Here is a 26,722-nt window from a genome sequence, read left to right on the forward strand (position 1 = left end):
TGTGGTAACCCACATCCTCACGGAGGTTTTCGTTTCCCTCAAACCATCAAGCGTTCACAACGTCCCAGGTCAATACAGCTAGCCCGAACGCAGCGAGGACAGCTATCAGGCCGATCGCGATCACAACGTTGCGCGGTCTTGAACTCACCCGAGTCGACGAGAAATGCAACAACATGCCCGCCGCAAAGAAACTCATCAGGCGCAGCATGTTGACGATTACGGGATGGACGTTGTCAGCGACCGGCGAAATCAGTACCTGAGCACCGATGAGCGCGGTCAGCAGCAGGCTGCTACTGAGGAGTGGCCTGCGCCGGACGAATGCTAGGGACAAGACGAGTCCCGCTACGATGTAGCAGGCAAATTCATAGAACAGGGTCCAAAGAGAGCCATTCCAGGCTCGAGGGAAGGGCACCTGCGTCAGCGTGTCGTCGATACCGAGCTGGAAGATGTACAGACCCGAGTTCTGTAGGACATAGCCCCCTGCGCTTGGGGCAGACCAGTGCTCGCCGGTCAGTATCGTCGAGATCGGTGCTAACAGGAACGCCGTGGCCAAGAGAACAACGGCGTACGCCGGGTAGATGCGAAGGAATCGGCTCGTCAGATACTGCCCAAGGCTCAGTCGCATTCTCGAGCCCGCTATCAGGTATCCGCTGATCGCGAAAAACCCGTTGACGGCCCAGATCGCCGGTTCGAAGGTTGGTTCTGGCGAGAACCCTCCGACGGCCCACGCGTGATCGAAGATCACAACGACGGCAAGTCCGAGTCGCACAAAGTTGAGCGCGTTGTCACGCGTCGAGAGTGCGTCTCGCAGGGGGGATGGGGACACTTCGTTAGCCTAGCGGCTGACGGAGGCGCGCGACGTCAGTACACTGGGCGAACTGGCCTCTCGCCGTGCCCCCATGACTGAGTATTGGATGGACTATGCCACGCGCCCTTATCACTGGAATCACCGGCCAGGATGGCCTCTACCTTGCGGAGCTGTTGCTTGGTAAGGGGTATGAGGTGTTCGGGCTCATTCGTGGGCAGAACAACCCGAAGCTGGAGTTGGTGCAGCGCACGGTTCCTGGCGTGAAGATCCTGACGGGTGATCTCACGGATGCGTCGTCGTTGACGCGGGTGTTGAACGCGTCGCAGCCGGATGAGGTGTACAACCTGGGCGCGATCTCGTTTGTCGCATACTCGTGGGAGAACGCGTCGGTCACGACGGATGTGACGGGCAAGGGTGTGTTGAACATTCTCGAGGCGACGCGCTTGTGGGCGGGGTCGGATCTGGACAAGGTGCGGTTCTATCAGGCGTCGTCGTCGGAGATGTTCGGCAAGGTGCAGCAGGTCCCGCAGAGCGAGGAGACGCTGTTGTGGCCGCGTTCCCCGTATGGTGTCGCGAAGACGTACGGCCATTACATGACGATCAACTACCGCGAGTCGTACGGGATGCACGCGTCGAGCGGCATTCTGTTCAATCACGAGTCGCCGCGTCGTGGTCCGGAGTTCGTGACGCGGAAGGTGACGCAGGCGGTCGCTCGCATCAAGCTGGGGCTGCAGGACGAGATCGTGATGGGCAACCTCGACGCGAAGCGCGACTGGGGTTTCGCGGGTGATTATGTCGACGCGATGTGGCGCATGCTGCAGCAGGACGAGGGTGACGACTACGTTGTCGCGACCGGTGAGACGCACTCCATCAAAGAATTGCTCGATGTCGCGTTCAAGGCGGCGGAGATCGATGATTGGGAGTCGTACGTGCGTCAGGCGCCCGAGTTCATGCGTCCGGCTGAGGTTGATCTCTTGATCGGTGACCCGTCGAAGGCGCGCGAGAAGCTGGACTGGACGCCGACGGTGTCGTTCGAGGGGCTTGTGCAGATGATGGTCGAGAGCGATCTCGCGGAGCAGGCGCAGCTCAACCGCTGAGGGTCCCCGTTCGAGAGTGTCAGTCGAGTACGTCGGAAGGGCTAGTCATGTCACGAATCATGCTGACCGGGGCAACCGGCCAGGACGGCTCCTACTTGCTTGATGTGCTCCGTGGGCGTGGTGACGAGGTACACGCGGTCGTGCGCAGCGCCGAGGAGGCGCGCGTCTTGGACGAGCTGCCCGGCGTGACCGCGCATCTCGCTGACCTCTCGGAGGTCGCGGCGCTGCCGGATCTCGTGGACGAGGTCGAGCCGGAGCAGTTGTACAACATCGGTGGGTTCTCGTCGGTCGCGCAGTCCTGGAAGCAGCCGGCCCTCGCGGGCCTGGTGTCCGGGGTCGCGGTCGCGGGCCTGCTTGAGGGGGTGTCGCGGGTTCGCGCGCGCACGGGGAACGAGGTGCGGTTCCTGCAAGCATCTTCGTGCGAGATCTTCGGGGACACCGCGCCCGCGCCGCAGTCCGAGTCAACCCCGATCGCCCCCACGAATCCCTACGGGGCGGCGAAGGCGTACGCGCAGCACGCGGTCGGGTTCGCGCGCGCGGAGGGCGCGTTCGCGGCGTCCGTGATCCTCTACAACCACGAGTCCCCGCGCCGCCCGTTGTCGTTCGTGACGCGCAAGATCACGAACGGCGCGGCGCGCATCGCGGCAGGACTGGACTCCGAGCTGCGGCTCGGGAACCTCGACGCGAAACGCGACTGGGGATGGGCGCCCGACTACGTCGACGCGATGGTGCGCGTCCTGAACGCGGAAGAACCCGGCGACTACGTGGTCGCGACGGGCGTCTCGCACACGGTCCGCGATTTTGTGGCTGCCGCCTTCACCGCCGCTGGCGTTCAGGACTGGGAACATTACGTCGTGATCGACGAGCGCTTCTACCGTCCGGTCGATGCCGCCGAGACGCGAGGAGATGCGACCAAGCTCCGCACCGACCTCGGCTGGGCACCCACGAAAGACTTCACCGACATCGTCGCCGCCATGGTCGCTCAGGATGTCAACCAGATCCAGGACGGTGTCTAGCGCTCCTGCTGCGACTCAAGCCTAAGGGCACTCGTCGCTCGTGAAGAGCGCCTTGACGAAGCCACCCGTCTGGTAGAAGTACTGGATCGCGAGCCTCTCGAGGGGCTGTTCGACGCCATCGCTCAACACGACGGAAGTTCCCGGGAAGCACCGGTCGGCGTAAAGCTGTGCGCGCGTGACATGCGGGGTGAAGGTGATGAAGATCACCGAATCCCATGATCTGTCTTCGGCGAGGCGCGCCATGAAGGCCACCTCGCCCTCGGTTGTGAAAGGCGCCGACTGCTCGCAATGAACAGGGAACACCTGGGGTTCCATGCAGAACCGTGTGCTCCTGATGCTGTAGGGGCCCGGTGAGTTCCCAGCGCTGATCACCATCTCCTGCGCGTAACCGCGCTCAACGAGGTCACGGGCCAGGTCAAGACGAGACTGCTCGGGCGGACCCATGACCATAACTGCATCCGCAGGCTGCAGCTGATCCATCACTGGGAAGTAGATGGGCTGAATCGGGGCGAGCGCTAGAGCGAGAAAAGCTGCGAGAGCGAGGCCAGCAGAGCGCCAGACGGTCGTGTCCTTGAATCGACTTGCCTGTGCCTCATCGGAGCTATCGTCCACGGCTCGCCGCCTTTCATCGCGTTGGTGCGGACTTGCACGGGCCCACCAAGGCAACAGGTGGCAGAGAACGATCGTAGTCTGACGACAGTATGCTGACGCTGGCGCTCCGCGATCAGCGGGCGCAGATCACTGAGCTGGCTTGAGCGCGGCGACTGGTGCGTCAGGCCACCACAAGTAAGGAACACTCGTGCGAATTTCTGTGATCGGCTGCGGGTATCTCGGGGCCGTCCATGCCGCTGCGATGGCCTCCATCGGACATGACGTGGTCGGTATCGACGTCGATTCTGGGAAGATCGAAGCTCTTTCCCGGGGGGACGCGCCTTTCTACGAGCCTGGTCTCAGTGATCTTCTGGTGGCAGGAGTTGAATCTGGTTCGTTGCGGTTTACAACTGACATGAGCGCGATTGCGGATGCAACGGTGCATTTCGTGGGCGTGGGTACTCCGCAGCAGAAGAACAGCTATGCGGCCGACCTCACTCACGTGGAAGCGGCCTTCGAGTCCCTCTCTCGATACATCGGGCCTGGGCACCTTGTCGTTGGGAAATCCACGGTGCCCGTCGGAACGGCCACCGCGCTTGCTCCTCGCGTTCGACAAACCGGCGCCGATCTCGCCTGGAACCCAGAATTTCTTCGTGAAGGTTGGGCTGTTCAGGACACTATTGATCCTGATCGGATTGTGGTCGGCGTGTCAGAGGGCGACGACGGTCAGGACGCTGCGAGCACGCTGCGCGACGTCTACCGCCCTGCCGTAGTGGGAGGGACTCCGTTCCTCGTCACGGACTACGCGACGGCCGAACTGGTCAAGGTCTCCGCTAACGCCTTCCTCGCCACGAAGATCTCTTTCATCAATGCCATGGCGGAAATCGCAGAGGCAGCAGGGGCCGACGTTACTCAGTTGGCTGACGCTCTCGGTCACGATGTAAGAATCGGGCGGCGGTTCCTCGGGGCGGGCATCGGTTTCGGTGGTGGATGCCTGCCCAAAGACATCAGAGCCTTCGCTGCTCGTGCCGAGGAGCTTGGGCGGGGAGATGCTGTCGGATTCCTACGCGAGGTGGACGCGATCAATCTTCGGCGACGGGAGCATGCGGTCAGTCTCGTCGTTGATGGGCTCGGAGGGTCCGCATACGGCAAGCGAGTCACGGTCCTCGGAGCTGCCTTCAAACCACACAGTGATGATGTTCGGGATTCGCCTGCGCTCGATGTCGCGGTCAAACTCTTCGGTCTCGGCGCTCAAGTGACGGTAACTGACCCACAGGCAATCAGCAACGCGCGTAGAGCACACCCGCAGCTCACATTCGTCGCTGATCGAGACGACGCCCTTCGGGGGGCTGACGCTGTAGTCGTGGTCACGGAATGGGATGAGTATCGACGCCAGCTCGATCCGAAATATGCTGCACAACTTGTGAGCTCGCGACTTGTCGTGGACGGGCGAAACTGCCTTGATGCAGCGGCCTGGCGGGCAGCGGGTTGGACATACGTGGGCATGGGGCGCCCGTAGGTGATCGCCCAATCGTCCTCGAGTTCGTGGGGATCGCGTCAACATTGATGACACTCTGGCGACATGAGGAGCCACTACGCTTTTGATTATGCGCGCACCCATTACTAAGGCGGTCATCCCGGCGGCAGGTCTCGGGACAAGATTCTTGCCGGCCACGAAGGCGATACCCAAGGAGATGCTGCCCGTCGTCGATCGCCCAGCGATCCAGTACGTCGTCGAGGAAGCAGTCGAAGCGGGGCTTTCCGACGTGCTCATGATCACAGGGCGCCACAAAGTCTCTCTCGAGAATCATTTTGATCGCGTCGCCGAACTCGAAGCGCTACTTGCGTCCCGTGGTGAGCACGAAAAGCTCGCTCGAGTGAACGCGGCCACGAACCTCGCAGACGTTCACTACCTCCGGCAGGGGGATCCGCTGGGTCTCGGGCACGCAGTTCTGCGTGCTCGGCAGCACGTTGGACATGAACCGTTCGCCGTGCTCCTGGGCGACGACATCATGTCTGAGGGCGGGAATCTCCTCAAGCGCATGATCGAGGTCCACGAGCAGACCGGCGCGAGCGTCGTCGCTCTGCAGGAGATCGACCTCGACCAGATTTCGGCCTATGGTGTTGCCGCCTATGACACGAGCATTCCGCGTGACCAGGGTGTCGTCGGCCCGGACACGATCCAGCTCACTGGCCTCGTCGAAAAGCCGACTCGCGAGGATGCGCCTTCCAACCTTGCCGTCATCGGCCGCTACCTGCTCCGTCCCGAGGTCTTCGAGGTGCTCGAGCGCACGGCGCCCGGTCGCGGCGGCGAGATCCAGCTCACCGATGCCCTCGAGGTGCTCGCCGGAGACCCCGACGCGTTCGGGGGAGTGGTCGGCGTCGTCTACGACGGACGCCGCTACGACACCGGAAACAAGCTCGAGTACATCAAAGCGACCGTCGAACTCGCAAGCCAAGACCCGAAGCTCGGTCCCGAGCTGCGCCCATGGCTGCAGAGCTTCGCTGGGCAGCTGGCTGACTAGCTCCGCGTAGCTCAAGGCAGGGACTCCGCATGCCAGCGGGGTCCCTGTCCGTTACTTGCTGTCCAGTTCACTAGCCGTCCACCTAGCGGACACCGACTGATTCCCCCGGGTCCCTACGCTCGCGGAGTTCATCCCCCGACCGTTAGGCCGAACCCCGCATGCGCATCACGACGTCTCGACGACGCCTCGCCTCCACCATCGCTGTCACGACCGGGCTGGGGGTGCTGCTCTCCGGCTTCGGCGCGGGAGCAGCATCCGCCGCCGAACCGTTCACCGACGACCAGCTCACCTACGACTACCCGTCGAATGCCGAGTACGACTACGTGCCGATCATGGATCAGTTCTCGTGGATCGTCACCGACCGCCCCGACATCATCGCCCTCAACGACAGCCAGACCGTCGAGATCAACAACTCGGCGACCCCCGAGCAGGTCGATCGCGCGATCATCGACCAGTACGACGACATGTCCGTCTCCATGGCCGACGGTCTTGGCGAGAACCTCGGCGCGATCTACGCTGAGGCGCGCCTCGCCGGCGAGCTCCCCAAGATCGACGCGCTCCTCGCGAAGAGCGGCGGACTCGTCGGCTACTACTCGTCGTCGAACCCCTCGAAGAACTACTTCGACTACGACCGCCCCTACATCCGCTTCCCCGAGCTCCTCCAGTACCGCGACAAGGAGGGCGGCGACGCCTGGGACTCCACGAGTGGTGCCTACCCGAGCGGCCACACCTCTCAGGCTTACTGGCAGGGCACGTCGCTGTCGATGATGCTGCCCGAGCTCGCCCCGCAGATCCTCGCCCGCACGTCCGAGGCCGGCAACAACCGCATCGTCATGGCGGCGCACTACCCGCTCGACGTCATGAGCGGCCGCATGATGGGCCAGCACATCGTCGAGCGCCGCATGAGCGACCCCGCCTTCCGTGAGCTCTTCACCGAAGCTGAGGCCGAGCTTCGCGGTGTGCTCGAAGCCGGCTGCGGCGCGGCCCTCGCCGACTGCATCGCCGCCGACACCCCGTACCTCTCGGACGAGGATGCGCTTGCCGTCTACGAGCAGCGCATGTCGTATGAGTTCCCGCAGATCGCGCCTGCCGGCGACGACGTGACGATCCCCGCAAACGCGGAATCGCTGCTCATCACCAGCCACCCCGACCTCACGCCGGAACAGCGCCGCCAGGTGCTCGAGCTCACCGCCATCGACTCCGGCTACCCCCTCGACGAGGGCACCGAAGGCAGCTGGCAGCGCCTCAACCTCGCAGCCGCCATGGCCGCAGAGGTGCAGGTCAACGCCGACGGAACGATCAGCATCGTGGATGCGGGAGCCGAGCAGCCCGAGCCGACAACGCCCGGCACCACCGAGCCGACCGTGACACCCGCCCCGACGGCAGAGCCGACCGCGACCGCGACGGCCGAGCCCACGGTCGACCCCACCGCATCCGCCACCACGGCACCCGCCCCGTCGACGACGGCCCCGGCCGCAGGCGGCAGCTCGGCCGACAACGGATCGGACGCGCTCGCAACCACCGGCGCCAACAACATCGGCACAGGCCTGATCGCCGCACTCGCCCTGCTCGTCGCCGGTGCGACGGCGTTCGTGCTGCGCAAGCGCTCCGCGAAGGCGAACAGCTAGCCGCCCGGCGCACGAGGCCCGCAGTCCGCGGCATTCGAGCATCCACACGATGCCGGACGCAACGGACTGCGGGCCTCGACCCGTTCCCCACCCACCGAACTCCCTGCGCATCCACGCCAACCCCTGGCGGTCCCAGCCGGGTCACGCTGAACTGGACGCATGGCAAAGACAACACGCGTGCTCAGCGTCTCGATTCCCGTCGCCGATCAGGATGCGGCGCTCGCCTTCTACACCGACGTGCTCGGCTGCGAGCTCGTCATGGATGTCGAAGCGTGGCCCGGCGCCCGCTACGTCGAAGTACGCCCGCCCGGCTCGAGCGTCGGCATCGTCCTGCTCCCGCACGACAGCGAGATCCCCATCGCCGTGCGCCTCGGCACGAGCGACGCGCAGGAAGCGCACGACCGTATCAAGGCGAGCGGCGTCGAGCTGCACAACGACGAGGTGCTGCGCTGGGACGACGTCGAGCCGATGTTCTCGTTCACCGATCCCGACGGCAACGGCCTCGTTTACCTCGAGGACGCGGTCGACACGACGCCGGGGGAGTAGGGGCGACGATGGGTGACGGCCCCCGCACCACGCGGACCGCATCCACCGCCCGCATCCTCGTGCTCGTCGCGGTAGCGATAGGTGTCGTGCACGCCGCCTTCAGCGCCTACTGGGCCCTCGGCGGCACGTGGCTGCTCCCTACGATCGGGGCGGTCGCCGTCGAGTTCGCCAACCGCGCCCCGCTCGAGTCGGGCCTCATGCTCGGCGGGGTCGCGCTCGCGAAGGCGCTCGCCGCGGTCATCCCCGTCGCCGTCGACGTGCAGCGGATGCCCTGGCCCCGACTCTGGCGCGCGATCTGCTGGGTGGGCGGCCCCGGCATCGTGCTCTACGGGCTCGTGAACATCGTCGCGAGCGGCGCCGTGCTGCTCGGCATCCTCGTCCCGGACGGCGGCTACGACCGCGACGCGATGATCGGCCACGCCCTGCTCTGGGACCCGCTCTTCCTCGTCTGGGGCCTCGCCCTCACCGGCTGGCTCTGGCTCACGCGGCCCGTGTCGGCAACGAGCGCCGAGAGCCGCCCACACGCCGTCAAATAAACTCGACCCCATGCGCGTGCTGCTCTGCGAAGACGACGACCAGTTGGCAAGGGGGCTGAGCCGCGCCCTCAAGCACGCCGGCCACCGCGTCACGCGAGCCACCGACGTCGCGGAAGCCCTCGCGTGCATCCGCGACGAAGTGCCAGAACTCGCGCTCGTCGACGTGTCGCTGCCAGACGGCCTCGGCACGCAGATCATCGCGTGCCTCCGCCAGCACCCCGCCGTCGGAATCATCGTCGTCAGCGCGCACGGCCGCGAACAAGACCGCATCGCGGGCCTCCGCGCCGGCGCCGACGACTACGTCACCAAGCCCTTCAGCGTCGCCGAGCTGCTTGCCCGCATCGACGGCCTCGCCCGCCGCACGCGCGAGATCCGCCGCTACGCCGGCACCCCAGACCCGACGATCATCGAGCTCGGGATGCTCCGCCTCGACACCGACGCACGAACCGCCACGATCGCGGCGAGCGACGGTGACGGCGCCGACACCACGCAGGCGCTCACGCAGAAAGAGTTCGAGATCCTCCGGCTCCTCGCATCCCGCGCCGGACAGCCCGTCACCCGCGAGGACCTGCTCGACCGCGTCTGGGAGAGCACCGTCGAGACCGCGACCCGGTCGCTCGACACCCATATGGCCACGCTGCGCTCGAAGCTCGGCACGCACCTCACCATCACGACCATCCGCGGCGTCGGCTACAGCCTGGCGGCACCCGGCGCCCCGGAGGGACCCAGCTGATGCACCGGCGACTCGTACTCTGCGCCATCCCGCTGCTTGTGCTGCTGCTCATCACGATCGCCGTCCCGAGCGCCATCACCATCGCCGACCGACACTCCGCCGAGCTCACCAACGACCGCCTCAACGACGCCGCCCGCTTCTCGACCGCCGCCTACACGGCCATCGGCAACGACCCCGTCCGGCTCCAAGCCGAGCTCGACGACTACGCCGAGCTCTTCGACACCCCGACCTGGCTCCTCAACCGCGACGGGCAGATCATCCACTCCGCCGGCCTGCCCTACGAGGTCGAAGACGCCGACCGCGGCCTCGTCGACGCCGCCCTCTCCGGCCAGTCGCCCGACATCACCACCACCGTGTGGCCGTGGGGCCCAGAACGGCTCACGATCGTCGCCCCCGTCGGCCGCGACTCACAAGTCGTCGGCGCCCTCGTCTTCGACGTCCCCACCGAGACCGCCAGAGCGACGATCCTCCGCGAATGGCTCATCCTCGGCGCCGCCATCCTCGCGCCGGGCATCGTCGCCTTCTGGCTGCTGTGGCCGATGTCGCGGTGGATCCTCCGACCCGTCAAAGAACTCGAACGCTCCGTCGGCGCCGTCGCCCGCGGCGACCTCGACGCCAAAGCCGGCACCGACGCCGGCCCCAACGAGCTGCGCCTGCTCGCATCCACCTTCAACTCCATGGTCGGCACCGTCTCAGCCGCCGTCACCCGGCAGCAGGAATTCGTCTCAGACGCCTCCCACCAGCTCCGCACACCCCTCGCCTCCGCCCGCATCTCGGTCGAGAACCTCGAACCGTACCTGCGCGACGACGCCGAAGCGCGCGAAGTGCACGCCGAAGCCATCGAGACCATCGACCGCATGACCGGCACCGTCGCCGGCCTCCTCGACGCCACCCAATTCCAAAGCCGACCGCCCCGCCTCTCCACCGTCGGCGACGCCTTCGCCGGGGCCGCGTTCAGGTGGGCGGATGCGGGAGCCCGCGTCGGCATCGACGTGCAGACCGTGCGCCTCCAGGGCGAGACGCTCGAAGTGCAAGAACCCGCCGGCGGGCTCGAAGCCGTCGTCAGCGAACTCGTCGCCAACGCGCTCAAGCTCTCCGGCGGCACCGAGGTGCGCATCGCCGGCCGCACTGAAGTCGGGGAAGGCCGGTACGTCGTCGCGGTCGACGACAACGGCATCGGGCTCTCGCCCGCCGACCGGGAATACGCGACGCAGCGCTTCTGGCGCTCACCCCGCACCAGCAACCTGCCAGGCACCGGCCTCGGACTCAGCATCGTCGCGCAAGCCCTCCGCGACATCGGCGGCGAGCTGACCCTCAGCGAAGCGCCCGGCGGCGGCCTCCGAGTCGAAGCGGCCGTGCCGCACGCGGGCGGCACGAGCTGAACCTCACGGCTTGTTCGCCCGGAACCAACCGGCAGCCCCCGGATGCAACTCAATCGGCGTCGTGCCAGCCCCGGTCCGAGGGTTGATCTGCCCCGCCTCCGGGCGAACATGCGACAACGCATCCGCGTTGCTGAACAAGCAGTCAGTGAGGAACTCAGCGAGCGCATCCGCCATGCCCGGCCGCACTGCGAGCACCGTCGGCACCGCGAGCGTCGTCGCCGACTGCAAGCCCTCGTACATCGTCGACGGGATCGTGACAGGGAAGTAGACGAGCGAGAAGCGGTTGATGAGCTGCTCAGCGTCGAGGCCCAGGTCGAGGAACCGCACTTGCTGACCGGTGCCGATCTCGCTGATCGCCGGCGTCGGCATGCCCGTCAGGCTCGCCACCGCCTCGACCTCACCCGCCGCGAGCGCCGCGACCGAGTCGGCCTGCGAAAGGCTCACGTAGGTGGCCTCGACGCCGAGCTCCGTCAGGATCGCCGACGTCGTGAAGCGGGTGCCCGACAGCTCGAGTCCGCCCGCGATGGTCTTGCCCTGCAGGCCGCGCAGGCCAGCGATGTCGGAGCCCTGCGGCACGACGAGGTGCAGCACCGAGTCGAAGACGCGCGCGAGCGCCACGATCTCACCCTCAAAATCCGCCGCGACATCCACATTGACGAGCGCCGCATCCACCTCGCCCGCCGACAGCAGCCGCGCATTCTCGAGCGACGACGCCGAATCACGCACCAGCATCTCGCCACCCGGCCACGACCCGGTGACCGCGTCCGCATACGCGGCACCGATCTCCCGGAACACCGCACCCTCAGGCCCCGTCGCCAACGTCAACACCTGACCCGCGGGCTTTGGCGACGCACACGCCGCGAGTGCCAGCGACGACAACGTCGCGGCCGCGCCACCCAAGAAGACGCGCCGGGAGACAGCGCCGCCCAGGGGAAACGTCTGGCTCTGCGGAGAAGTCAGCACCCCACGACCCTAACAATGCGCCCACCCGCGGCCCCCACGGCGAATGTCAAGAACACCTTAAGGAACCCGCCTGCCCCTGGCCGCGCATCCACCAACTCGCGACCCTTGGACCACTGCGCGTCGACGACGACGCACACGCTGGAGTTCAAAGGAGAGCACCGTGACCCACGACTCGAGCCCCACGAGGGCCAAAGCCGGAAGCACCGATCCGCAACCGGTGAGAAAAAAGAAGCCGTTCTGGCACCACCTCTACGTGTGGGTGCTCGTCGGCATCGCCCTCGGCGTCGCCGTCGGACTGCTGTTCCCCGCCTTCGCCGCCGAACTGCGCTGGCTCGCGACCCTCTTCATCAACCTCGTCAAAGTCGTCATCGCCCCCACCATCTTCGCCACCGTCGTCGTCGGCATCGCCGGCCTCGGCAACCTCGCCAAAGCCGGCGGCCTCGCACTGCGCACCGCCGTCTACTTCAACATCACCACCGTCATCGCCCTCGGACTCGGCCTCATCGCCATCAACGTCTTCCAGCCAGGCGCCGGCCTCAACTACGACATCGCCAGCTTCGACGGCTCCGCAGCCGACGCCACCATCGCAGACGCCGGCGACGCCGGAGGCGACGGACTCCCCGGGTTCATCCTCGCCCTCATCCCCACCTCCTTCGCATCCGCGTTCGTCGACGGCCAGCTCCTGCAAGTGCTGCTGCTCGCCATCCTCACCGCCATCGCCATCGCCATGCTCGGCAAGCGCGGCGAGAAAGTCGTCCGCGCCATGGACTCGCTCGCCAAAGTCATGTTCGGCATCATCAAACTCGTCATGTGGGTCGCCCCCATCGGCGCCTTCGGCGGCATCGCCTTCACCATCGGCAAACACGGCGCAGAAATCCTCGGCAACCTCGCCTACTTCATGGGCTCCTTCTGGCTGACCTGCATCATCTTCATCTTCCTGGTGCTCGGACCCATCTGCCACTGGGCGGGCTTCAGCATCTTCAAATACATCCGCTACATCAAGGACGAGCTGCTCATCGTGCTCGGCACCTCCTCCTCCGAAACCGTGCTGCCCCGCATGATGACGAAACTCGAAGCAGCCGGCGTACCGAAACACGTCGTCGGTCTCACCATCCCCACCGGCTACTCCTTCAACCTCGACGGCACCGCCATCTACATGTCCATGGGCGCCATCTTCATCGCCCAAGCATTCGGCGTCGACGTACCCATCGGCACCCAAATCGCGCTCCTCGCCTTCATGCTCATCTCCTCCAACGGAGCCGCAGGCGTCTCCGGCGCCGGACTCGTGACACTCGCCGCATCCATCGCCGCATTCGACCACATCATCCCCATGGTCGGACTCGCCCTCATCGTCGGCATCGACCGCTTTATGTCCGAAGGCCGCGCCCTCACCAACCTCACCGGCAACGGCATCGGCACACTCGTCATCGCCCGCTGGACCAAAGCACTCGACCGAGACCGACTGCAAGAAGTGCTCGACAACCCCGTCGACGTCGACGTCGAACATCTCATGAGCCTCGACGGCGAAGAAGAAGCCGAAGCGCGAGCAGAGGGCGAGAGCAACCTCGAGCTCGCCACCGACAGCATCGACCGCAAGACCGAATTCGCAGTGAAGGGGGTCGGGGGCGGCGCGGGCGCGGGTGCTGGCGCGAGCGCGGGCTCTGGTTCCGGCTCGGGCGCTGGCATCGGTTCGGGAGCTGGCATCGGTTCGGGTTCGGGTGCGGGCTCGGGCGGGGGCTCTGGCTTCGGCGGGCACAGTGCTGGAGGCCCGTCCGGTGAGAACGGCGCGCCCAGCGCGAACGGTGCGCCCAGCAGGCACAGTGCGCCCGGCGGGAACGCGCCGGACGGATCGAACAACCGGCCATAGCGCAAAGGGGAATGCCGAAGGCGAAGGGGACGGGCGAGCTCGGCTCAAAGCGGCACCATCACCGCGGAGAGCCCTCGCCCTTCCCCTTTCGTTGCACCGACGCAAGAAGCCGCGGGGGAGTGACCCCGGGGACTGGCTGCAGGGGACTCTCCCACCGTTTGTTCGTTCGCTCGCTCGCTTGTCCGGCGCTCCGGCGTGCTCTCTCGGCGAAAATATCGGCCTGTTTGCTGACACTCCGAGTGACGACGTCGCTGAAGACGTCCATCTCGAGGCATTTCGCGAGCTCTCGTCACTCTGAGTGGCGGGGCATGCGGACTACGGCGTCTCGGTTCCTCGGGCGAAGGTGCCTGTTCGGGCCGCTGGCCGAGTTTTCCGCTGTTCTTGTTGTCCTATCCATTGACACTCAGCGTGACGACGCGGCCAAAAGCGTCGTTTCGAAGGCGTTTGGGGTGCCCACGTCACTGTGACTGTCAGCGCGGCCGAGCCACGGGGTTTCGCCTGCTCGAGCGGCCGCTTCGCGGCTGATCCCCGGCGGATTCGTCTCGGCGCCCTGGACTGTTGTTCGCTCACAGTCAGAGTGACGTAGCGGTCCAATCCGTCGTTTGTGAGGCGCCAGCTGTTGCCTCGTCACTTTAATTGGCGATGCAGCACGGTCATCACTTCTTGAGGGGCAGCTGGATCAGGTCTGCTGATCGAGCCGACTGTGCCAACTGTGCCGACTGTGCCGACTGTGGCGACTATGGCGACTTCGGCGACTTTGGCGACAGTGGCGACGGTGGCGACGCTGCCGACTGTGGCGACTTCGGCGACGGTGCCTATTGCGGCGACCGTGGTGACTGCGCGATTGCTGCCGCCGTGGTGACTGCGGCGGCCTCGGTGACTGCGGTGACTGGCCGGGTCGGGATCGAGCTCGGGCGACCCGGGCAGGCCGGCGCGTGTCCAGGTTCAGTGCTGAAACGCCCGAATCTCGCGACTGAATCGTGTCAGTCACTGATCGAGCACGGAAGTTGGTCAGAGAAGTGGATCACTTGCGGGAGTTGGAGGCAGAAACACATCGGCCATGGACGCTGGCCAGAGAGGTTAACCACAGCAAGAAAACTGGTCAGAGAGACTGACCCGAGCACGGAAGTCGGTCACAGGCAGACCCGAGCACGGAAGAAGATCAGCAAGGAGCGCGGACCTCGCCACGGTCGCGGTCGCGACCCGGCCGCGGTCGCGACCCGGCCGCGGTCGGCGCCTTCACCGCAGCCGCACCCCCCCCCGCTGCGGCCGCGCACCTCACCGCAGCCGCACCCCCGCTGCGGCCGCGCACCTCACCGCAGCCGCAACTTCACCGCAGCCGCAACCTCACCGCGGCCGCAACCTCACCGCAGCGCAACCCCGCCGCAGCCGCAACCCCGCCGCGGCCGCAACCTCACCGCGGTCGCAGCCCCGCCGAGGCCTCAGGCCCCGGGTGCTCCGAGTTCGCGGGAGATCCGGTCGGCTGCCGCGATCGCGGCGGGGGCGAGTGCTTCGATGCTGTGCCCGGGGTACTCGAGTTCGATCGAGGACACGGAGAGTCCGTGGGTGACGACCCCGGTGTGGTCGCGAATCGCCGCGGACACACAGACCGTGCCGACTTCGTTCTCGCCGAGGTCGGTCGAGTAGCCGCGTTCCCGCACCCGGGCGAGCTCGTCGTGCAGCGCGTCGAGGTTGGTGATCGTGAGGTCGGTCCGTCGGGGAAGTCCGACGCGTTCGGCGAGCGCGTCGACCCGCTCGGGCGCCCAATCGGCGAGCACGACTTTGCCCATGCCGGAGCTGTGCAGCGGCACGCCGAGGCCGACGCGCGAGCGCATTCGGTACGGCTTCGACGAGTCGCGGCGGATCAGGTAGACCATTTCGCTGTCGGTCGCGACGCCCACGTGGATCGTGCAGTCGACTTCGGCGGCCAGCGCATCGACGATGGGCGCCGCGACCTGCGAGATGTCGACGCTGGCGATGGCGCGCCCGGCGAGCGCCAGCAGGTTGGGGCCGGCGCGGTACCCCTGTTCGGCGTTGCCGCCGAGGTATTCCTGCGCGACGAGGGTGCCCAGGATGCGGTGGACGGTTGCCTTCGCGAGTCCCGCGGCGGCGACGATGTCGGTGAACCGCGGATGCGCGAGGGCCGCCGCGAGCACGAGCAGTGTCTTCTCGCTCGCGCCTGCGGACGGAACCGGCGACTGCTCTTGGTCGTCCATCCTGATCACCCTCGTTGTCGGAGTCGTCACCGCATTGCGGTGATCGGCACTGAGTCCATGTCGTCGAACGACTGGTTTTCGCCGGCCATCGCCCACACGAACGAGTAGCTGGAAGATCCTACTCCGGAGTGCAGCGACCAGCTCGGGGAGAGCACGACGTCGCCGTTCGCGACCATGAGGTGGCGCGTTTCCTTGGGGTCGCCCATGAGGTGCACGACGCGCTGGTCGTCTTCGAGGTCGAAGTAGTGGTAGACCTCGGTGCGGCGGTCGTGGGTGTGCGCGGGCATGGTGTTCCACATGCTGCCGGCGTGGAGGCTGGTGACGCCCATGACGATCTGGCAGCTCTTGACGCCGTTTTCGTGGATGCACTGGCGGAGCGTGCGGCGGTTGGAGGTGACCTGGTCGCCGAGCTCGCGGATCGTGCCCTCTTCTGGGGTGACGAGCGTGTTGGGGTAGGTGCTGTGCGCGGGGGCGCTGAAGCCGTAGAAGCCGGCCGGGTTGGCGGGGTCGACGCTTTCGAAGGTGACGTCGACGGTGCCGCGTCCGAGGTAGAGGACGGCGGTTTTGGCGAGTTCGTAGCGTGTGCCGTCGGCGGTGACGACGCCGTCGCCGGCCGTGTTGACGATGCCGATTTCGCGGCGGTCGAGGAAGTGTTCGCTGCGGAGTTCGTCGACGGTCTCGAGCTTGAGGGGTGCGTCGACGGGCACGGCGCCGACGGTGACGACGCGGTCGAAGTGCGTTGCGACGACGCGGATCTCGCCGGGCGTGAGGAGCTGTTCGACGAGGTAGCGGTCGCGGAGGGCCTGCTGGTCGAGGGTTGGGATGTCTTCCGGGCGGCCTGGGCGGTACTGCTGAGACATGGGGGTTCCTCTCGTGGTTCGTTCGTTGCGTGTCTATAGTAGGTGAATGAAACTGAGTTCCGCCAGACGGACCTACCCGAGCTGACCCCCGGAACCGAACCGAACCAAACCCGAACCGAAAGGGTCGCGATGACCAGCTTCGATCTCACCGGAAAGACCGCGGTCGTCACCGGCGCCCGCCGCGGCATCGGCCTCGGCATGGCCACGGCGCTCGCGGAGGCAGGTGCCGACATCATCGCCGCCTCCTCGCAGCAGGAGGCCGACGGCGGCGAGGTCGGCGCTCGCGTCCGCGCGCTCGGCCGCAGCTTCGAGGGGCACGGCGTTGACTTCACGGATCGAGCCGCCGTCGAAGAGTTCGGCCATGCGGTGAAGCACGCGGACATCCTCGTGAACAACGCCGGCACCATCCGCCGCGCACCGGCCGCCGAGCATTCGCTTGACTGGTGGGACGAGGTCATCCAGGTCAACCTCTCCAGCCAGTTCGTGCTGAGCCAGATCGTCGGCGCCGCGATGGTTGAGCGCGGCGAGGGGCGCGTCATCTTCACGGCGAGCCTGCTCAGCTTCCAGGGCGGCATCAACGTGCCCGGCTACACGGCGTCGAAGTCGGCGATCGCCGGGCTCGTGCACGCACTCAGCAACGAGTGGGTTTCGCGCGGGGTGACGGTCAACGCCATTGCCCCGGGGTACATCGCGACCGACAACACCGAGGCGCTGCGCGAAGACAGTGACCGCTCGCGCGCGATTCTTGAGCGCATTCCGGCGGGCCGTTGGGGCAATCCGAGTGACCTGGGGGGCGCTGCGGTGTTCTTGGCGAGCCCGGCGGCCGCCTACGTCACTGGGATTGTTCTTCCTGTCGACGGAGGGTGGCTCGCGCGATGAGCAGTGTGCTCGACGGGCACCGCGTTGTGCCGCTGTCCACGCCGAACTCGATCGCGCAGGCTGAGGCGCTCGCCGACGGACTTGTCGCGGGCGGCATCGGCATCGTCGAGATCGCGCTGCGCGGCGACGGGGCACTAGATGCGCTGCGTCACGTCGCGGGGCGCCCCGACCTGGTCGTCGGTGCGGGCACGGTGCTCGATGTGGAGCAGGCGCAGTTGGCACTGGATGCGGGTGCGCAGTTCCTGGTGTCGCCTGGGCTGTCCGCCGATGTCGTTCGCCTGGCGCAGCGCGCCGGGGTGCCGATCCTCCCCGGCACGATCACGCCGACCGACATCACGGCCGCCCGGGATCTGGGGTTGACGCAGCTGAAGCTATTCCCGGCGGGGACGTTCGGGGGACTCTCACTGCTCGGTGCCTACGCGTCGGTGTTCCGCGGCATTACGTTCATGCCGAGCGGCGGCATCACGCTCGCGAACCTCGCCGAGCATCTTGAGCATCCGGCGGTCTTCGCTGCCAGCGGCAGTTGGCTGGGCAGCGCGAAGCTGCTCGATGCGGGTGCCGACGCCGTTGCCGCGGAGGCGCGCCAGGCCGCAGCGGTCGCCGCTCGCGTGGCCCAGGGCAAGGTGACGGCGCCGTGAGCGGCATCGTCACGATCGGGGAGTCGTTGGGCTTGGTGCTTGCGCGCCGTGCGGGCGGCTTCGATCTGCAGTCGGAGGCCGAGATGAGCTTCGGTGGCGCCGAGAGCAACGTTGCGATCGCCGCGGCTCGGCTCGGCGCTGAGTCGGCCTGGATCGGTCGGGTCGGCGACGACGCCATCGGTAACCGCATCCTGCGCACGCTCCGCGCCGAGCAGGTGCAGCTGCACGCGACGGTCGACCCGGATGCGCCGACCGCGCTCATGATTAAGGACCGGCCGCGTCCGGGGCACAGTCGCGTCACCTACTACCGGCGCGGGTTCGCGGGCAGCCGAATCACCCCGGCCGACGTGCCCACCGAGGTCGTCGCCGGCGCTGACGTGCTGCACGTCACGGGCATCAGCCTGGCGCTGAGCGAGAGCTCGGCCGCGACCATCTTGAGTGCTGTGCGCCTCGCCCGCGAGCGCGGCGTCACGGTGTCGTTCGACGTCAACCATCGGAGCAAGCTGTGGTCCGCCGACGCGGCCGCGCCCCGGTACCGCGAGCTCGTCGCCCTCAGCGACATCGTCTTCGCCGGCGACGACGAGGCCGCGATGATCGTCGGCGACGGCACGCCCCTCCAGCAGGCCCGCGCCCTCCAGGCCCTCGGGCCCACGCAGGCGCTCATCAAGCGCGGCGAGCACGGCGCATCGGGGGTCGACGGCGACTTCGATGTCGAAGTGCCGGCCCTCCGCGTTGACGTGGTCGACACCGTCGGCGCCGGCGACGCATTCGCCGCCGGCTACCTCGTCGAGCTCACCAGAGGGGGCACGCTCGAGCAGCGGATGCGCACCGCCGCCGCCTGCGGAGCGTGCGCCTGCCGCGCCGACGGCGACTGGGAGTCGCAGCCAAGATGGGGCGACGTGCGCGGCCTCATCGAAGGAACGGGCGACGCCGTCACCCGGTGACGGGCGACGTCCTCACCCGGTGTCGGGCGAAGCTGTCACCCGGTGACGGGCGATGTCCTCACCCGGTGTCGGGCGACATCCTCACCCGAAGTCGCGCGCGGCCGTCCCGCCCCGGCGCGAACCAACTCGAACGACCGCCGCGAGCCCCCGCGCATCCACCCCCTCCACCGAGCGCCGCGAAGACGCGGCGCAACAACCACATCGAACTGGAGCATCCGCATGACCTTCGAGATCGGCGACGAACACTTCCTTCTCAACGGCGAACCGCACCGCGTGCTCTCTGGGGCGCTGCACTACTTCCGCGTGCATCCCGAGCAGTGGGCCGACCGCATCCACAAGGCGAAGCTCATGGGACTTAACACCATCGAGACGTACGTCGCCTGGAACGCGCACGAACCCCGCAAGGGGGAGTGGGACGCGACCGGCTGGAACGACCTCGGCCGGTTCCTCGACCTCATCGCCGCCGAAGGCATGCACGCGATCGTGCGCCCCGGCCCGTACATTTGCGCCGAATGGCACAACGGGGGCCTGCCGACCTGGCTGACGGCGATGCCCGGCATCGGACTGCGCCGCTCGGAGCCGACGTACCTCGCCGAGGTGGAGACGTACCTGCGGCGCGTCTACGACATCGTCGCGCCCCGGCAGATCAGCGCGGGCGGGCCGGTCGTGCTCGTGCAGATCGAGAACGAATACGGCGCGTACGGCAACGACACCGCCTACCTCGAGCGGCTCGTCGAGACCACGCGCGACGCCGGCATCACCGTGCCGCTCACCACCATCGACCAGCCCACCGACCAGATGTTGAGCGACGGCAGCGTCGACGGCGTGCACCTCACCGGCTCCTTCGGCTCGCGCGCCGACGAGCGCCTCGCCACCCTCCGCCGCCACCAGCCCACCGGGCCGCTCATGTGCGCCGAATTCTGGGACGGCTGGTTCGACTGGTGGGGCGCCTTCCACCACACCACCAGCGTCGCGGATGCGGCCCGCGAGCTCGACGCGCTCCTCGCGGCAGGCGCATCCGTCAACTTCTACATGGTGCACGGCGGCACCAACTTCGGACTCACCAACGGCGCCAACCACAAGGGCCGCTACCTGCCCATCGCCACCTCCTACGACTACGACGCGCCCCTCGACGAGGCCGGGAATCCGACGGCGAAGTACTTCGCGTTCCGCGACGTGATCGCGAAGTACGCCGACGTGCCCGCCGAGACGCCGGCCGTGGCGGGGCCCGCGCCGGAGCTCACGGTTCCCCTGTCGGCCGTGGCGGCGGATGCGTGGCTGCCGTCCGCGTCCAGTGTCGCGCATCCGCTCCCGCCGACCTTCGACGCGATCGAACACCTCAGCGCGCTCGTGAGATACGAGGTCGACCTGCCGGAAGCAGCGGGCGACGCTGGGGGCCTGCGGCTGCTGGCATTCGAGGAGGTGCGCGACTTCGCGTGGGTGGCGGTCGACGGCGTGCCCGTCGGGACGCTCTCACGGACACTCCACGAGACTGCCATCGCCGTGCCGCCCGGCCGCCGACTGCAGGTGCTCGTCGAAGAGCAGGGCCGCGTGAACTACGCCGAACGCATCGGCGAAGAGAAGGGCATCATCGGCACGCCACTGCTCGACGGGGTTCCGCTCGACGGGTGGACGGCGACCCCGATCGACGTCGCCGCGGCGGGGCTTGCGATCGGCGCGGCGGGCGACGCCGACGCGGTGCCCGCCGCCGAGGACGCCCGGGGCGCTGGGGCTGCCCGGGGCGCTGGGGCTGCCCGGGATGCGGGGGCTGCCCGGGGCGCTGGGGCTGCCCGGGATGCGGGCGGTTCGGAGGCCGCCATGGCGGTGGCCGGGACCGAGCACCGCGTGGCCGGGACCGCACTTGCCCGAGCCAAGGCTAGAGGTGCCGCCGCGGGCGGGCTGTCGGGCCTGCGCGGGGATTTTTATCTCGAGGAACCGAGCAACCTTTACCTCGACACCTCGAAGTGGGGCAAGGGATACGCGTTCGTGAACGGCTTCCTGCTCGGGCGCTACTGGCGCAGTGGTCCGCAGCAGACGTTGTACGTGCCGAGCCCGGTGCTCTGCGCCGGCACGAACGTGGTCGTTGTGATCGAACTCGAAGTCACAGTGTCGCCGGTCGCGAGCTTCGTCGCGGCCCCGTTCCTCGGCCCCCTCGAGGAGTAGGGGCCGCTGCGGCGCGGCTGTGCCGCCGCCGCCGCGCCGCCGCTGCCGCCGCCCGCCTCCCCGTGTCCCGCGCACCCACCGCATCACTGCCAGCGGAATGGCCCCTATGAGCTGCCTCATAGGGGCCATTCCGCTGGCAGCGCTTAGGTGTTCGCGAAACTCATGGGCTCTTTCTCTGGCAGCGATGGTCCCAAATCCCATCGCTGCCCGGCGTTTCGCCCTCTGAGGCGCGGGCAGCGATGGCTTCGCCTTGGCTTGCTTGCCGGGGCTTGCGGAGCGGATTGCTAGCCGTGGGCGGATGAGCGGGGCGAGGTACTCGAGTCAGCGCCCGGCGTACCCGCACCCGCATCCGCCGAACCCGCCACGCTCGTGCTGCTGGTCGCATCGCCCGCATCCGCGGCCGTCTCGATCGGCTCGCCCTGCACCGTCGAACGCTCCGCCTTGTTGCGGTCGCCCTTGGTCTTGATGAGGCTCGCGATGGTCGCGACGGCGATGGTCGAGCCGATGAACATGAGCGAGAACCAGATGGGGATCTCGGGCACCCACAGCAGCGGCTCGCCGCCGTTGATGAACGGCACCTCGTTGACGTGCAACGCGTGGAACACGAGCTTCACGGCAATGAAGCCGAGGATCACGGCGAGGCCCTGGCTGAGGTAGACGAGGCGCTCGAGGAGTCCGCCGATGAGGAAGAACAGCTGGCGCAGACCCATGAGCGCGAATGCGTTCGCGGTGAACACGATGTACGCCTCGTTCGTGAGGCCGTAAATCGCAGGGATCGAGTCGAGCGCGAACACGAGGTCGATGAAGCCGATCGCGACGATGGTGAGGAGCATCGGCGTGACGAAGCGCTTGCCGTCGATCTTCACGGTCATCTTGTCGCCGTGGTACTCGTCGGTGACAGGCAGGATGCGCCGCACGAACCGCATGAACGCGTTGTTCGAGGGGTCGCCGTGGTCGCCCTTGATCTGCTGGTAGGCGAGGACGAACAGCAGCGCGCCGAACAGGTAGAACACCCACGAGAAGTTCTCGATGAGGGCCGCGCCGACCGCGATGAACCCACCGCGCATGATGAGCGCGATCACGATGCCGATCATCAGCACCTTCTGCTGGTAGATCTTCGGCACCGCGAAGCCGGTCATGATGATCAGGAACAAGAACAGATTGTCGAGCGACAGCGCCTTCTCGGTGAGGTACCCGGCGAAGTACTCGCCGCCGAAGCGCCAGTCGGTGACGAGTCCGATGCCGACGCCGAACAGCAGCGCGAGTCCGATGTAGAACGCCGACCAGCGCGCCGACTCGCCGATCGTGGGCTCGTGCGGCTTCCGCACGTGGGCGAAGAATTCGTAGACGAAGAATCCGATTGTCACCGCGATAGTGATCAACCAGACAGTGGTGGTGACCTGCATGTGGGTACTCCAAAGGGGATTTGGTGTTCGACAACGACACCAAGGTCTCCTCCGCCCCGCCAGCTCAGCGACGCTGAACTGATGGAACCGGCGCCCCGGAACGTGGAATCACGCTCGTATTGACGGGCACACCGCAGACGGGAGTACTCCCCTTGCTTCCGGAGATCTTAGACAGGCTCCCGGGAAGACAACCTGGGAGATTCCCCAGGAGCAGCCCAGATGAGCTGATGGGCCCAAACGGCGGGCCCTCGCGGGGCGGCCGGCCGACCGCGTGACGCGGCCTCGCGTATCCCGCGCCCCGCGCATCCGCGCCCCGCTCCCCGCGCCCCGCTCCCTCGCTCAGACGCTCCGCGGCGGCGCCGTCGACAGCCGAGAGTTGAAGCTCGGGCTGAGCACAGTGCGGTGCACTGGACGCGACGGATCGTGGATGCGCGCCAGCAGCGTCTCGACCGCGGCGCGGCCAAGCGACGACCGCGGAGGGGTCACCGCCGTCAGCGCGGGCGTGAACAGGTCAGCGACCTCGTCGTCGTACGCGACGACCGACAGATCCTCGGGCACGCTGAGCCCACGGGCCAGCGCCACATCGATGATTGCCATCGCCTCCCGATCTGAGTGCACGAGCAGTGCCGTGACGCCGGCCTCGAGGACCGCATCGAGCACCGCATCCACCGCCCCTGAGAAGCGCGGGTCGCGCCGGTCGGGGAGGATGCGCTCCACGTGCTCACCCGGGGTGAGCCCTAACTCGCGGCACGCGGCCGACCAGCCGGCGATGATCTTGCGCGACGTCGGGGAATTGCGCGAAATGAACAGTCCGACCTTGCGATGCCCGAGCTGCGCGAGGTGACGGGCGGCGAGCACCGCGCCGAGGGCATGGTCGGTTGTGACAGACTCCGCGGGCGTACGCTCCGGGCCGCAGACGGCGTCGCGCTCCGCGAGCACAAACGGCAACCCGGAATCGTGCAGCCACTCGATGACCTCGCGGGCATGATCAGTGTCGGTGTTGGGCGCGACGACAAGACCCGCCACGCCCTCGTGCTCGACCATGCGCTCAAGCACGGGCCGCTCATCCTGCATCTCGTAGGACGTGCCACGTAGCAGCAGCTTCGCGCCGCGTTCACGGGCCGCCTGCTCCATGCCCCGGATCACGCGCGGCCAATAAAAATCAAGCGACGGCACCAGCACCCCAATGGTCTGCGGTGCCCCGCTCGACTGCGAGGCGCCGTTCGCCGCCTGACGAGCCTGCAATGCCGGAGCGCCGTCCGGTGGCAGCACCGCGCCGCCATGCACGCGCACCAGAAGTCCCTCGGCCTCGAGCTGCTGCAGGTCTCGGCGGAGCGTGACCGGCGTGACCTCAAGCGCCTCAGTCAGCTCGGCAACCCGAACCGCACCCGAAGCGAGCAACCGCTCGAGGATAAGGTCGCGCCGCTCCGCGGCAAGCCGTGATCCCTGTTCCATCATGCTGCGTCCCCCACAGTTCCTGTCTCTCCCAAGAGCGGTGTCGGGTGCTCTTGGCGCACGGTGACGGTCATCGTTGACCGGTCGGCGACATCGAGGTCGAGTCGCACGAGTCTAGGGCCCCAGACGTCCGCCAGCATCGGGTCGTCGAGGTCGATCGGAGTGAGTGTCGCGGCTGCGCTCGCACTCCAAGTGACGTAGACGCGAGAACCGCCCCCAATCGGGGTGACGATCACTGTGTCGTCACTCTGAGTGTCACGCGCGACGTCGCCCGCGAGCAGCAGACGGACCTGCGTGGGCGGTGGCGGGGCCGGTTGAGCGGGGGTGGTCCTGCTGGCTGGCGAGAGTTGCCGGACGGTGCTGTTGGCCGCCGCGAGTTGCGTGGCGGCGCTGTCGGCGGCCGAGAGTTGTGGGGAAGTGCTGTCGGCGGCCGAGAGTTGTGGGGAAGTGTTGTTGGGCGCGTCTTCGGCTGCGCTTTGCCACAACTTTGTGGGGGTAGCAGGTGCCTGGCTTTCCGGAGCCGGAGCCGGAGCCGGGGCCGGAGTCGGAGCCAGAGCCGAAGCACCCGGAGCCGCCGCCCCCGGAGCCGAAGCGCTCGGAGCCGCCGCACTCGGAGCCGCCGCACTCGGAGCCGCCGCCCCCGGAGCCCCCGCCGGCAGGCGCCAGGCGTCGTGGATGCGCACCTCGCGGCGCTCGCGGTCGAGGGTGACGTGGCGCCGCCAGGTGTCGACGGTGCCGGGCTCGTAGGCGCCGGCGAGCTCGAGTTCGAGTGCGGGTGACGGGGCGGTCTGCGCCGAGATGACCTCTGCTGCGAAGGCTGGTCCGTTCGGCTGCCCGCGCCCGGCGATGAGGGGCACGTTGTGCCATTCGCTCTGCATGGGCCACAGCTCGTAGCGGCGGTCGCTGAAGGTGCGTGCGTCGTAGCTGGGCCGTCCGGCGTCGACGATGACGGGTGTTCCGTCGGAGGCGACGAGCACGTTGCCGATGTCGTTGTGGTTGTGGTGCTCGTCGTTGTGTCCTCCCTTGACTGCGAGGGTCAGCCCGCTGGCGGTTCCGTCGCGTTCGCGGGCGACGAGCATGTGCGTTGAGCTGAGCCAGGTTGCGGCGGGCGCGGGGGGAGCGGATGGTCGCGCGCGCAGCCAGGCGGCGTCGGTGATGCCTCGGAGCACTCGTCCGAGTCCTTCGCTTTCGGTGGTGGCGGGGCGATTGGGCTGCCGGTGTGCGGCTGCGAAGCGTTGCGCGTCGGTGTCGCCTGCGCGGATCGCGGCCCGGTGCAGCGAGTGCCATGGCTGGTCGGCGGTCGGTTTGGCTTGGCCGTCGGCGGCGTTCACGAACCATCCGTTTCCGAGGTGCATGCGGTGCGGGAAGGCGATGGTTTCGCGGAGGGCCGGGATGCTCGGTACGGGGTCGATGGCCCCGCGCGTGGCGTGGGTGAGCAGGTCGAGTGCTTCGAGCAGGCGGCATGCGCCGTTCCACCAGTAGGCGTAGCCCTCGTCGATGGCGCCGTCGTGGGGGAGCACGCTGACGTACCGGTCGAGCCCTTCGACGACAAGGGTGAGGATGCGCGTGCGCCGGTCGTTGTCGTCGGGGCCGTCGAGCAGGCGGAGTGCGGCGACGAGCACGTTGCCGTGGATCCAGGGGTTCCAGTTGTGGGCGTCTCCGTCGAGGCCGAGCCAGTGCCAGTCTCGGCGGCGCTCGAACGGCTCGAACACGCGGTTGTGTGCTTCGTGGCGGATGCGCGCTCGCACGCCCGGGTAGTGCTGGTCGAGCTGGTCGCCGAGTAGCTGGTCGATCCAGGCGAGTTGCCCGACGACTTCGCCGGCGCCGAGGTCGAGGTAGGGGTCGGTGACGGTCGCGAGCACGGCACCACGCTTAGCGAAGGTGTCGTCGTGCGCGGGCCAGCACCAGGAGCTCTGCTCGCAGAGGAGGGTGACGCCGTCGACGACGTCGGCGAGCAGTGTCGGGTCTGCGGTGGCGGCGATTGCGGTGCGGGTGAGTCGTTCTTGCCGCGCGAAGGCGGGGGTCTCCCACGCGATGCGGTCGCCGTCGCCGTGGTAGCGGGCGGCGTCGCTGGCGCGGGGCTGCGGCCAGGGCGTGCCGCGTTCCTGCTGGACCCGATCGGTCATCGCGGCGACCGTGCGCGGGTCGGGCGTGCCTATCGGGGTGGATGCGCCGGGGGCCGGGCGCGCGGCCTCGCCGGCGACGAAGCCGGGCGCTGCCCCGAGCGTCCGCGGGTCGGGCGCGCCCGTCGGCCAGGTGGATGCGGCTGCGACCGGGAGCGCGGCGTCGGGGGCGGCGACGACCGTGCTGAGCGCCTGGGCGAGGTCCGCCGATTCGCGCAGGCCGAGCTGTGCTTCAAGTGCGCGCGTCAGGGCGCCACGGAACGGAACCGCGGGGGCGGGTGCTGTCATCGTTGACCTCCTGTACGAACCGATCGTAAACGATCATGCACGATCATAACCGCATTGT

Annotated in this window: 22 protein-coding genes; 14 read left to right on the forward strand and 8 right to left on the reverse strand. The window is 67.7% G+C overall.

The features are described 5' to 3' along the window. Positions 1–46 precede the first annotated feature (46 nt). Entirely contained in the window at positions 47–826 is a 780-nt protein-coding gene (locus ACPYN9_RS05220) for an acyltransferase family protein (RefSeq protein WP_424464550.1), read from the reverse strand. Positions 827–921: 95 nt separating this feature from the next. Between ACPYN9_RS05220 and ACPYN9_RS05225 the strand changes: the two genes are divergently transcribed. Further along, complete coding sequence (locus tag ACPYN9_RS05225) at positions 922–1,905, forward strand: GDP-mannose 4,6-dehydratase (RefSeq protein ID WP_424464552.1); 984 nt, start codon at positions 922–924, stop codon at positions 1,903–1,905. Positions 1,906–1,952: 47 nt separating this feature from the next. Then, positions 1,953–2,921, forward strand: coding sequence for a GDP-mannose 4,6-dehydratase (locus tag ACPYN9_RS05230; protein WP_424464554.1), 969 nt, complete (start codon positions 1,953–1,955; stop codon positions 2,919–2,921). Between the two features lie 21 nt (positions 2,922–2,942). Here the strand turns inward: ACPYN9_RS05230 and ACPYN9_RS05235 are convergent, their stop codons facing one another. Then, on the reverse strand, positions 2,943–3,533 hold the full coding sequence (locus ACPYN9_RS05235) for a YdcF family protein (RefSeq protein WP_424464556.1): 591 nt from the start codon (positions 3,531–3,533) through the stop codon (positions 2,943–2,945). Between the two features lie 187 nt (positions 3,534–3,720). On the opposite strand from ACPYN9_RS05235, the gene ACPYN9_RS05240 reads away from it, so the two are divergent. The 7 genes from ACPYN9_RS05240 to ACPYN9_RS05270 all read left to right on the forward strand — a co-directional run bounded on the left by ACPYN9_RS05240 (position 3,721) and on the right by ACPYN9_RS05270 (position 10,862). Beyond that, positions 3,721–5,031, forward strand: coding sequence for a UDP-glucose dehydrogenase family protein (locus ACPYN9_RS05240; RefSeq protein WP_424464558.1), 1,311 nt, complete (start codon positions 3,721–3,723; stop codon positions 5,029–5,031). A gap of 88 nt (positions 5,032–5,119) precedes the next feature. After that, entirely contained in the window at positions 5,120–6,037 is a 918-nt protein-coding gene (locus ACPYN9_RS05245; protein WP_424464560.1) for a UTP--glucose-1-phosphate uridylyltransferase, read from the forward strand. Positions 6,038–6,195: 158 nt separating this feature from the next. Further along, entirely contained in the window at positions 6,196–7,665 is a 1,470-nt protein-coding gene (locus ACPYN9_RS05250) for an acid phosphatase (RefSeq protein WP_424464562.1), read from the forward strand. Between the two features lie 159 nt (positions 7,666–7,824). Beyond that, a complete protein-coding gene (locus tag ACPYN9_RS05255) occupies positions 7,825–8,211 on the forward strand; it encodes a VOC family protein (RefSeq protein WP_424464564.1) in 387 nt (128 codons plus the stop codon). 8 nt (positions 8,212–8,219) lie between these two features. Further along, a complete protein-coding gene (locus ACPYN9_RS05260) occupies positions 8,220–8,747 on the forward strand; it encodes a DUF3995 domain-containing protein (RefSeq protein WP_424464565.1) in 528 nt (175 codons plus the stop codon). 10 nt (positions 8,748–8,757) lie between these two features. Beyond that, entirely contained in the window at positions 8,758–9,480 is a 723-nt protein-coding gene (locus ACPYN9_RS05265; RefSeq protein WP_424464567.1) for a response regulator transcription factor, read from the forward strand. After that, positions 9,480–10,862, forward strand: coding sequence for a HAMP domain-containing sensor histidine kinase (locus ACPYN9_RS05270; protein ID WP_424464569.1), 1,383 nt, complete (start codon positions 9,480–9,482; stop codon positions 10,860–10,862). Before ACPYN9_RS05265 ends, ACPYN9_RS05270 begins: the two co-directional genes overlap by 1 nt. A gap of 3 nt (positions 10,863–10,865) precedes the next feature. Here the strand turns inward: ACPYN9_RS05270 and ACPYN9_RS05275 are convergent, their stop codons facing one another. Beyond that, on the reverse strand, positions 10,866–11,825 hold the full coding sequence (locus ACPYN9_RS05275; protein WP_424464571.1) for a TAXI family TRAP transporter solute-binding subunit: 960 nt from the start codon (positions 11,823–11,825) through the stop codon (positions 10,866–10,868). A 160-nt stretch (positions 11,826–11,985) separates the two neighbouring features. On the opposite strand from ACPYN9_RS05275, the gene dctA reads away from it, so the two are divergent. After that, entirely contained in the window at positions 11,986–13,692 is a 1,707-nt protein-coding gene (gene dctA, locus ACPYN9_RS05280) for a C4-dicarboxylate transporter DctA (RefSeq protein WP_424464573.1), read from the forward strand. A gap of 1,442 nt (positions 13,693–15,134) precedes the next feature. Here dctA and ACPYN9_RS05285 read toward each other — a convergent pair. Further along, the gene (locus ACPYN9_RS05285) at positions 15,135–15,908 is read right to left on the reverse strand and encodes an IclR family transcriptional regulator (protein WP_424464575.1); all 774 of its coding nucleotides are present in this window, start codon (positions 15,906–15,908) and stop codon (positions 15,135–15,137) included. A gap of 26 nt (positions 15,909–15,934) precedes the next feature. Further along, positions 15,935–16,768 carry a 5-dehydro-4-deoxy-D-glucuronate isomerase gene (kduI, locus tag ACPYN9_RS05290; RefSeq protein ID WP_424464577.1) on the reverse strand — a complete coding sequence of 278 codons (834 nt, stop codon included), beginning with the start codon at positions 16,766–16,768 and terminating at the stop codon, positions 15,935–15,937. A 129-nt stretch (positions 16,769–16,897) separates the two neighbouring features. Between kduI and ACPYN9_RS05295 the strand changes: the two genes are divergently transcribed. From ACPYN9_RS05295 to ACPYN9_RS05310, 4 genes are all read left to right on the forward strand, one after another. After that, positions 16,898–17,647: an SDR family oxidoreductase gene (locus ACPYN9_RS05295; protein WP_424464579.1), complete on the forward strand. Its 750-nt coding sequence runs from the start codon at positions 16,898–16,900 to the stop codon at positions 17,645–17,647. Continuing rightward, entirely contained in the window at positions 17,644–18,285 is a 642-nt protein-coding gene (locus ACPYN9_RS05300) for a bifunctional 4-hydroxy-2-oxoglutarate aldolase/2-dehydro-3-deoxy-phosphogluconate aldolase (RefSeq protein ID WP_424464581.1), read from the forward strand. Before ACPYN9_RS05295 ends, ACPYN9_RS05300 begins: the two co-directional genes overlap by 4 nt. Further along, positions 18,282–19,229 carry a sugar kinase gene (locus tag ACPYN9_RS05305; RefSeq protein ID WP_424464583.1) on the forward strand — a complete coding sequence of 316 codons (948 nt, stop codon included), beginning with the start codon at positions 18,282–18,284 and terminating at the stop codon, positions 19,227–19,229. The genes ACPYN9_RS05300 and ACPYN9_RS05305 overlap by 4 nt, the downstream gene beginning before the upstream one ends. A 219-nt stretch (positions 19,230–19,448) precedes the next feature. Beyond that, a complete protein-coding gene (locus ACPYN9_RS05310; protein WP_424464585.1) occupies positions 19,449–21,392 on the forward strand; it encodes a glycoside hydrolase family 35 protein in 1,944 nt (647 codons plus the stop codon). A gap of 284 nt (positions 21,393–21,676) precedes the next feature. Here the strand turns inward: ACPYN9_RS05310 and ACPYN9_RS05315 are convergent, their stop codons facing one another. The 3 genes from ACPYN9_RS05315 to ACPYN9_RS05325 form a co-directional block, all read right to left on the reverse strand. Then, entirely contained in the window at positions 21,677–22,798 is a 1,122-nt protein-coding gene (locus ACPYN9_RS05315) for a TerC family protein (RefSeq protein ID WP_424464586.1), read from the reverse strand. A gap of 339 nt (positions 22,799–23,137) precedes the next feature. Beyond that, the gene (locus tag ACPYN9_RS05320) at positions 23,138–24,256 is read right to left on the reverse strand and encodes a substrate-binding domain-containing protein (protein ID WP_424464587.1); all 1,119 of its coding nucleotides are present in this window, start codon (positions 24,254–24,256) and stop codon (positions 23,138–23,140) included. Beyond that, on the reverse strand, positions 24,253–26,664 hold the full coding sequence (locus tag ACPYN9_RS05325; protein ID WP_424464589.1) for a heparinase II/III domain-containing protein: 2,412 nt from the start codon (positions 26,662–26,664) through the stop codon (positions 24,253–24,255). The genes ACPYN9_RS05320 and ACPYN9_RS05325 overlap by 4 nt, the downstream gene beginning before the upstream one ends. Positions 26,665–26,722: the final 58 nt, after the last annotated feature.

Origin of the sequence: Pseudoclavibacter helvolus (assembly GCF_049707175.1) — a bacterium.
GTDB classification, from domain to species: Bacteria; Actinomycetota; Actinomycetes; order Actinomycetales; family Microbacteriaceae; genus Pseudoclavibacter; species Pseudoclavibacter helvolus_A.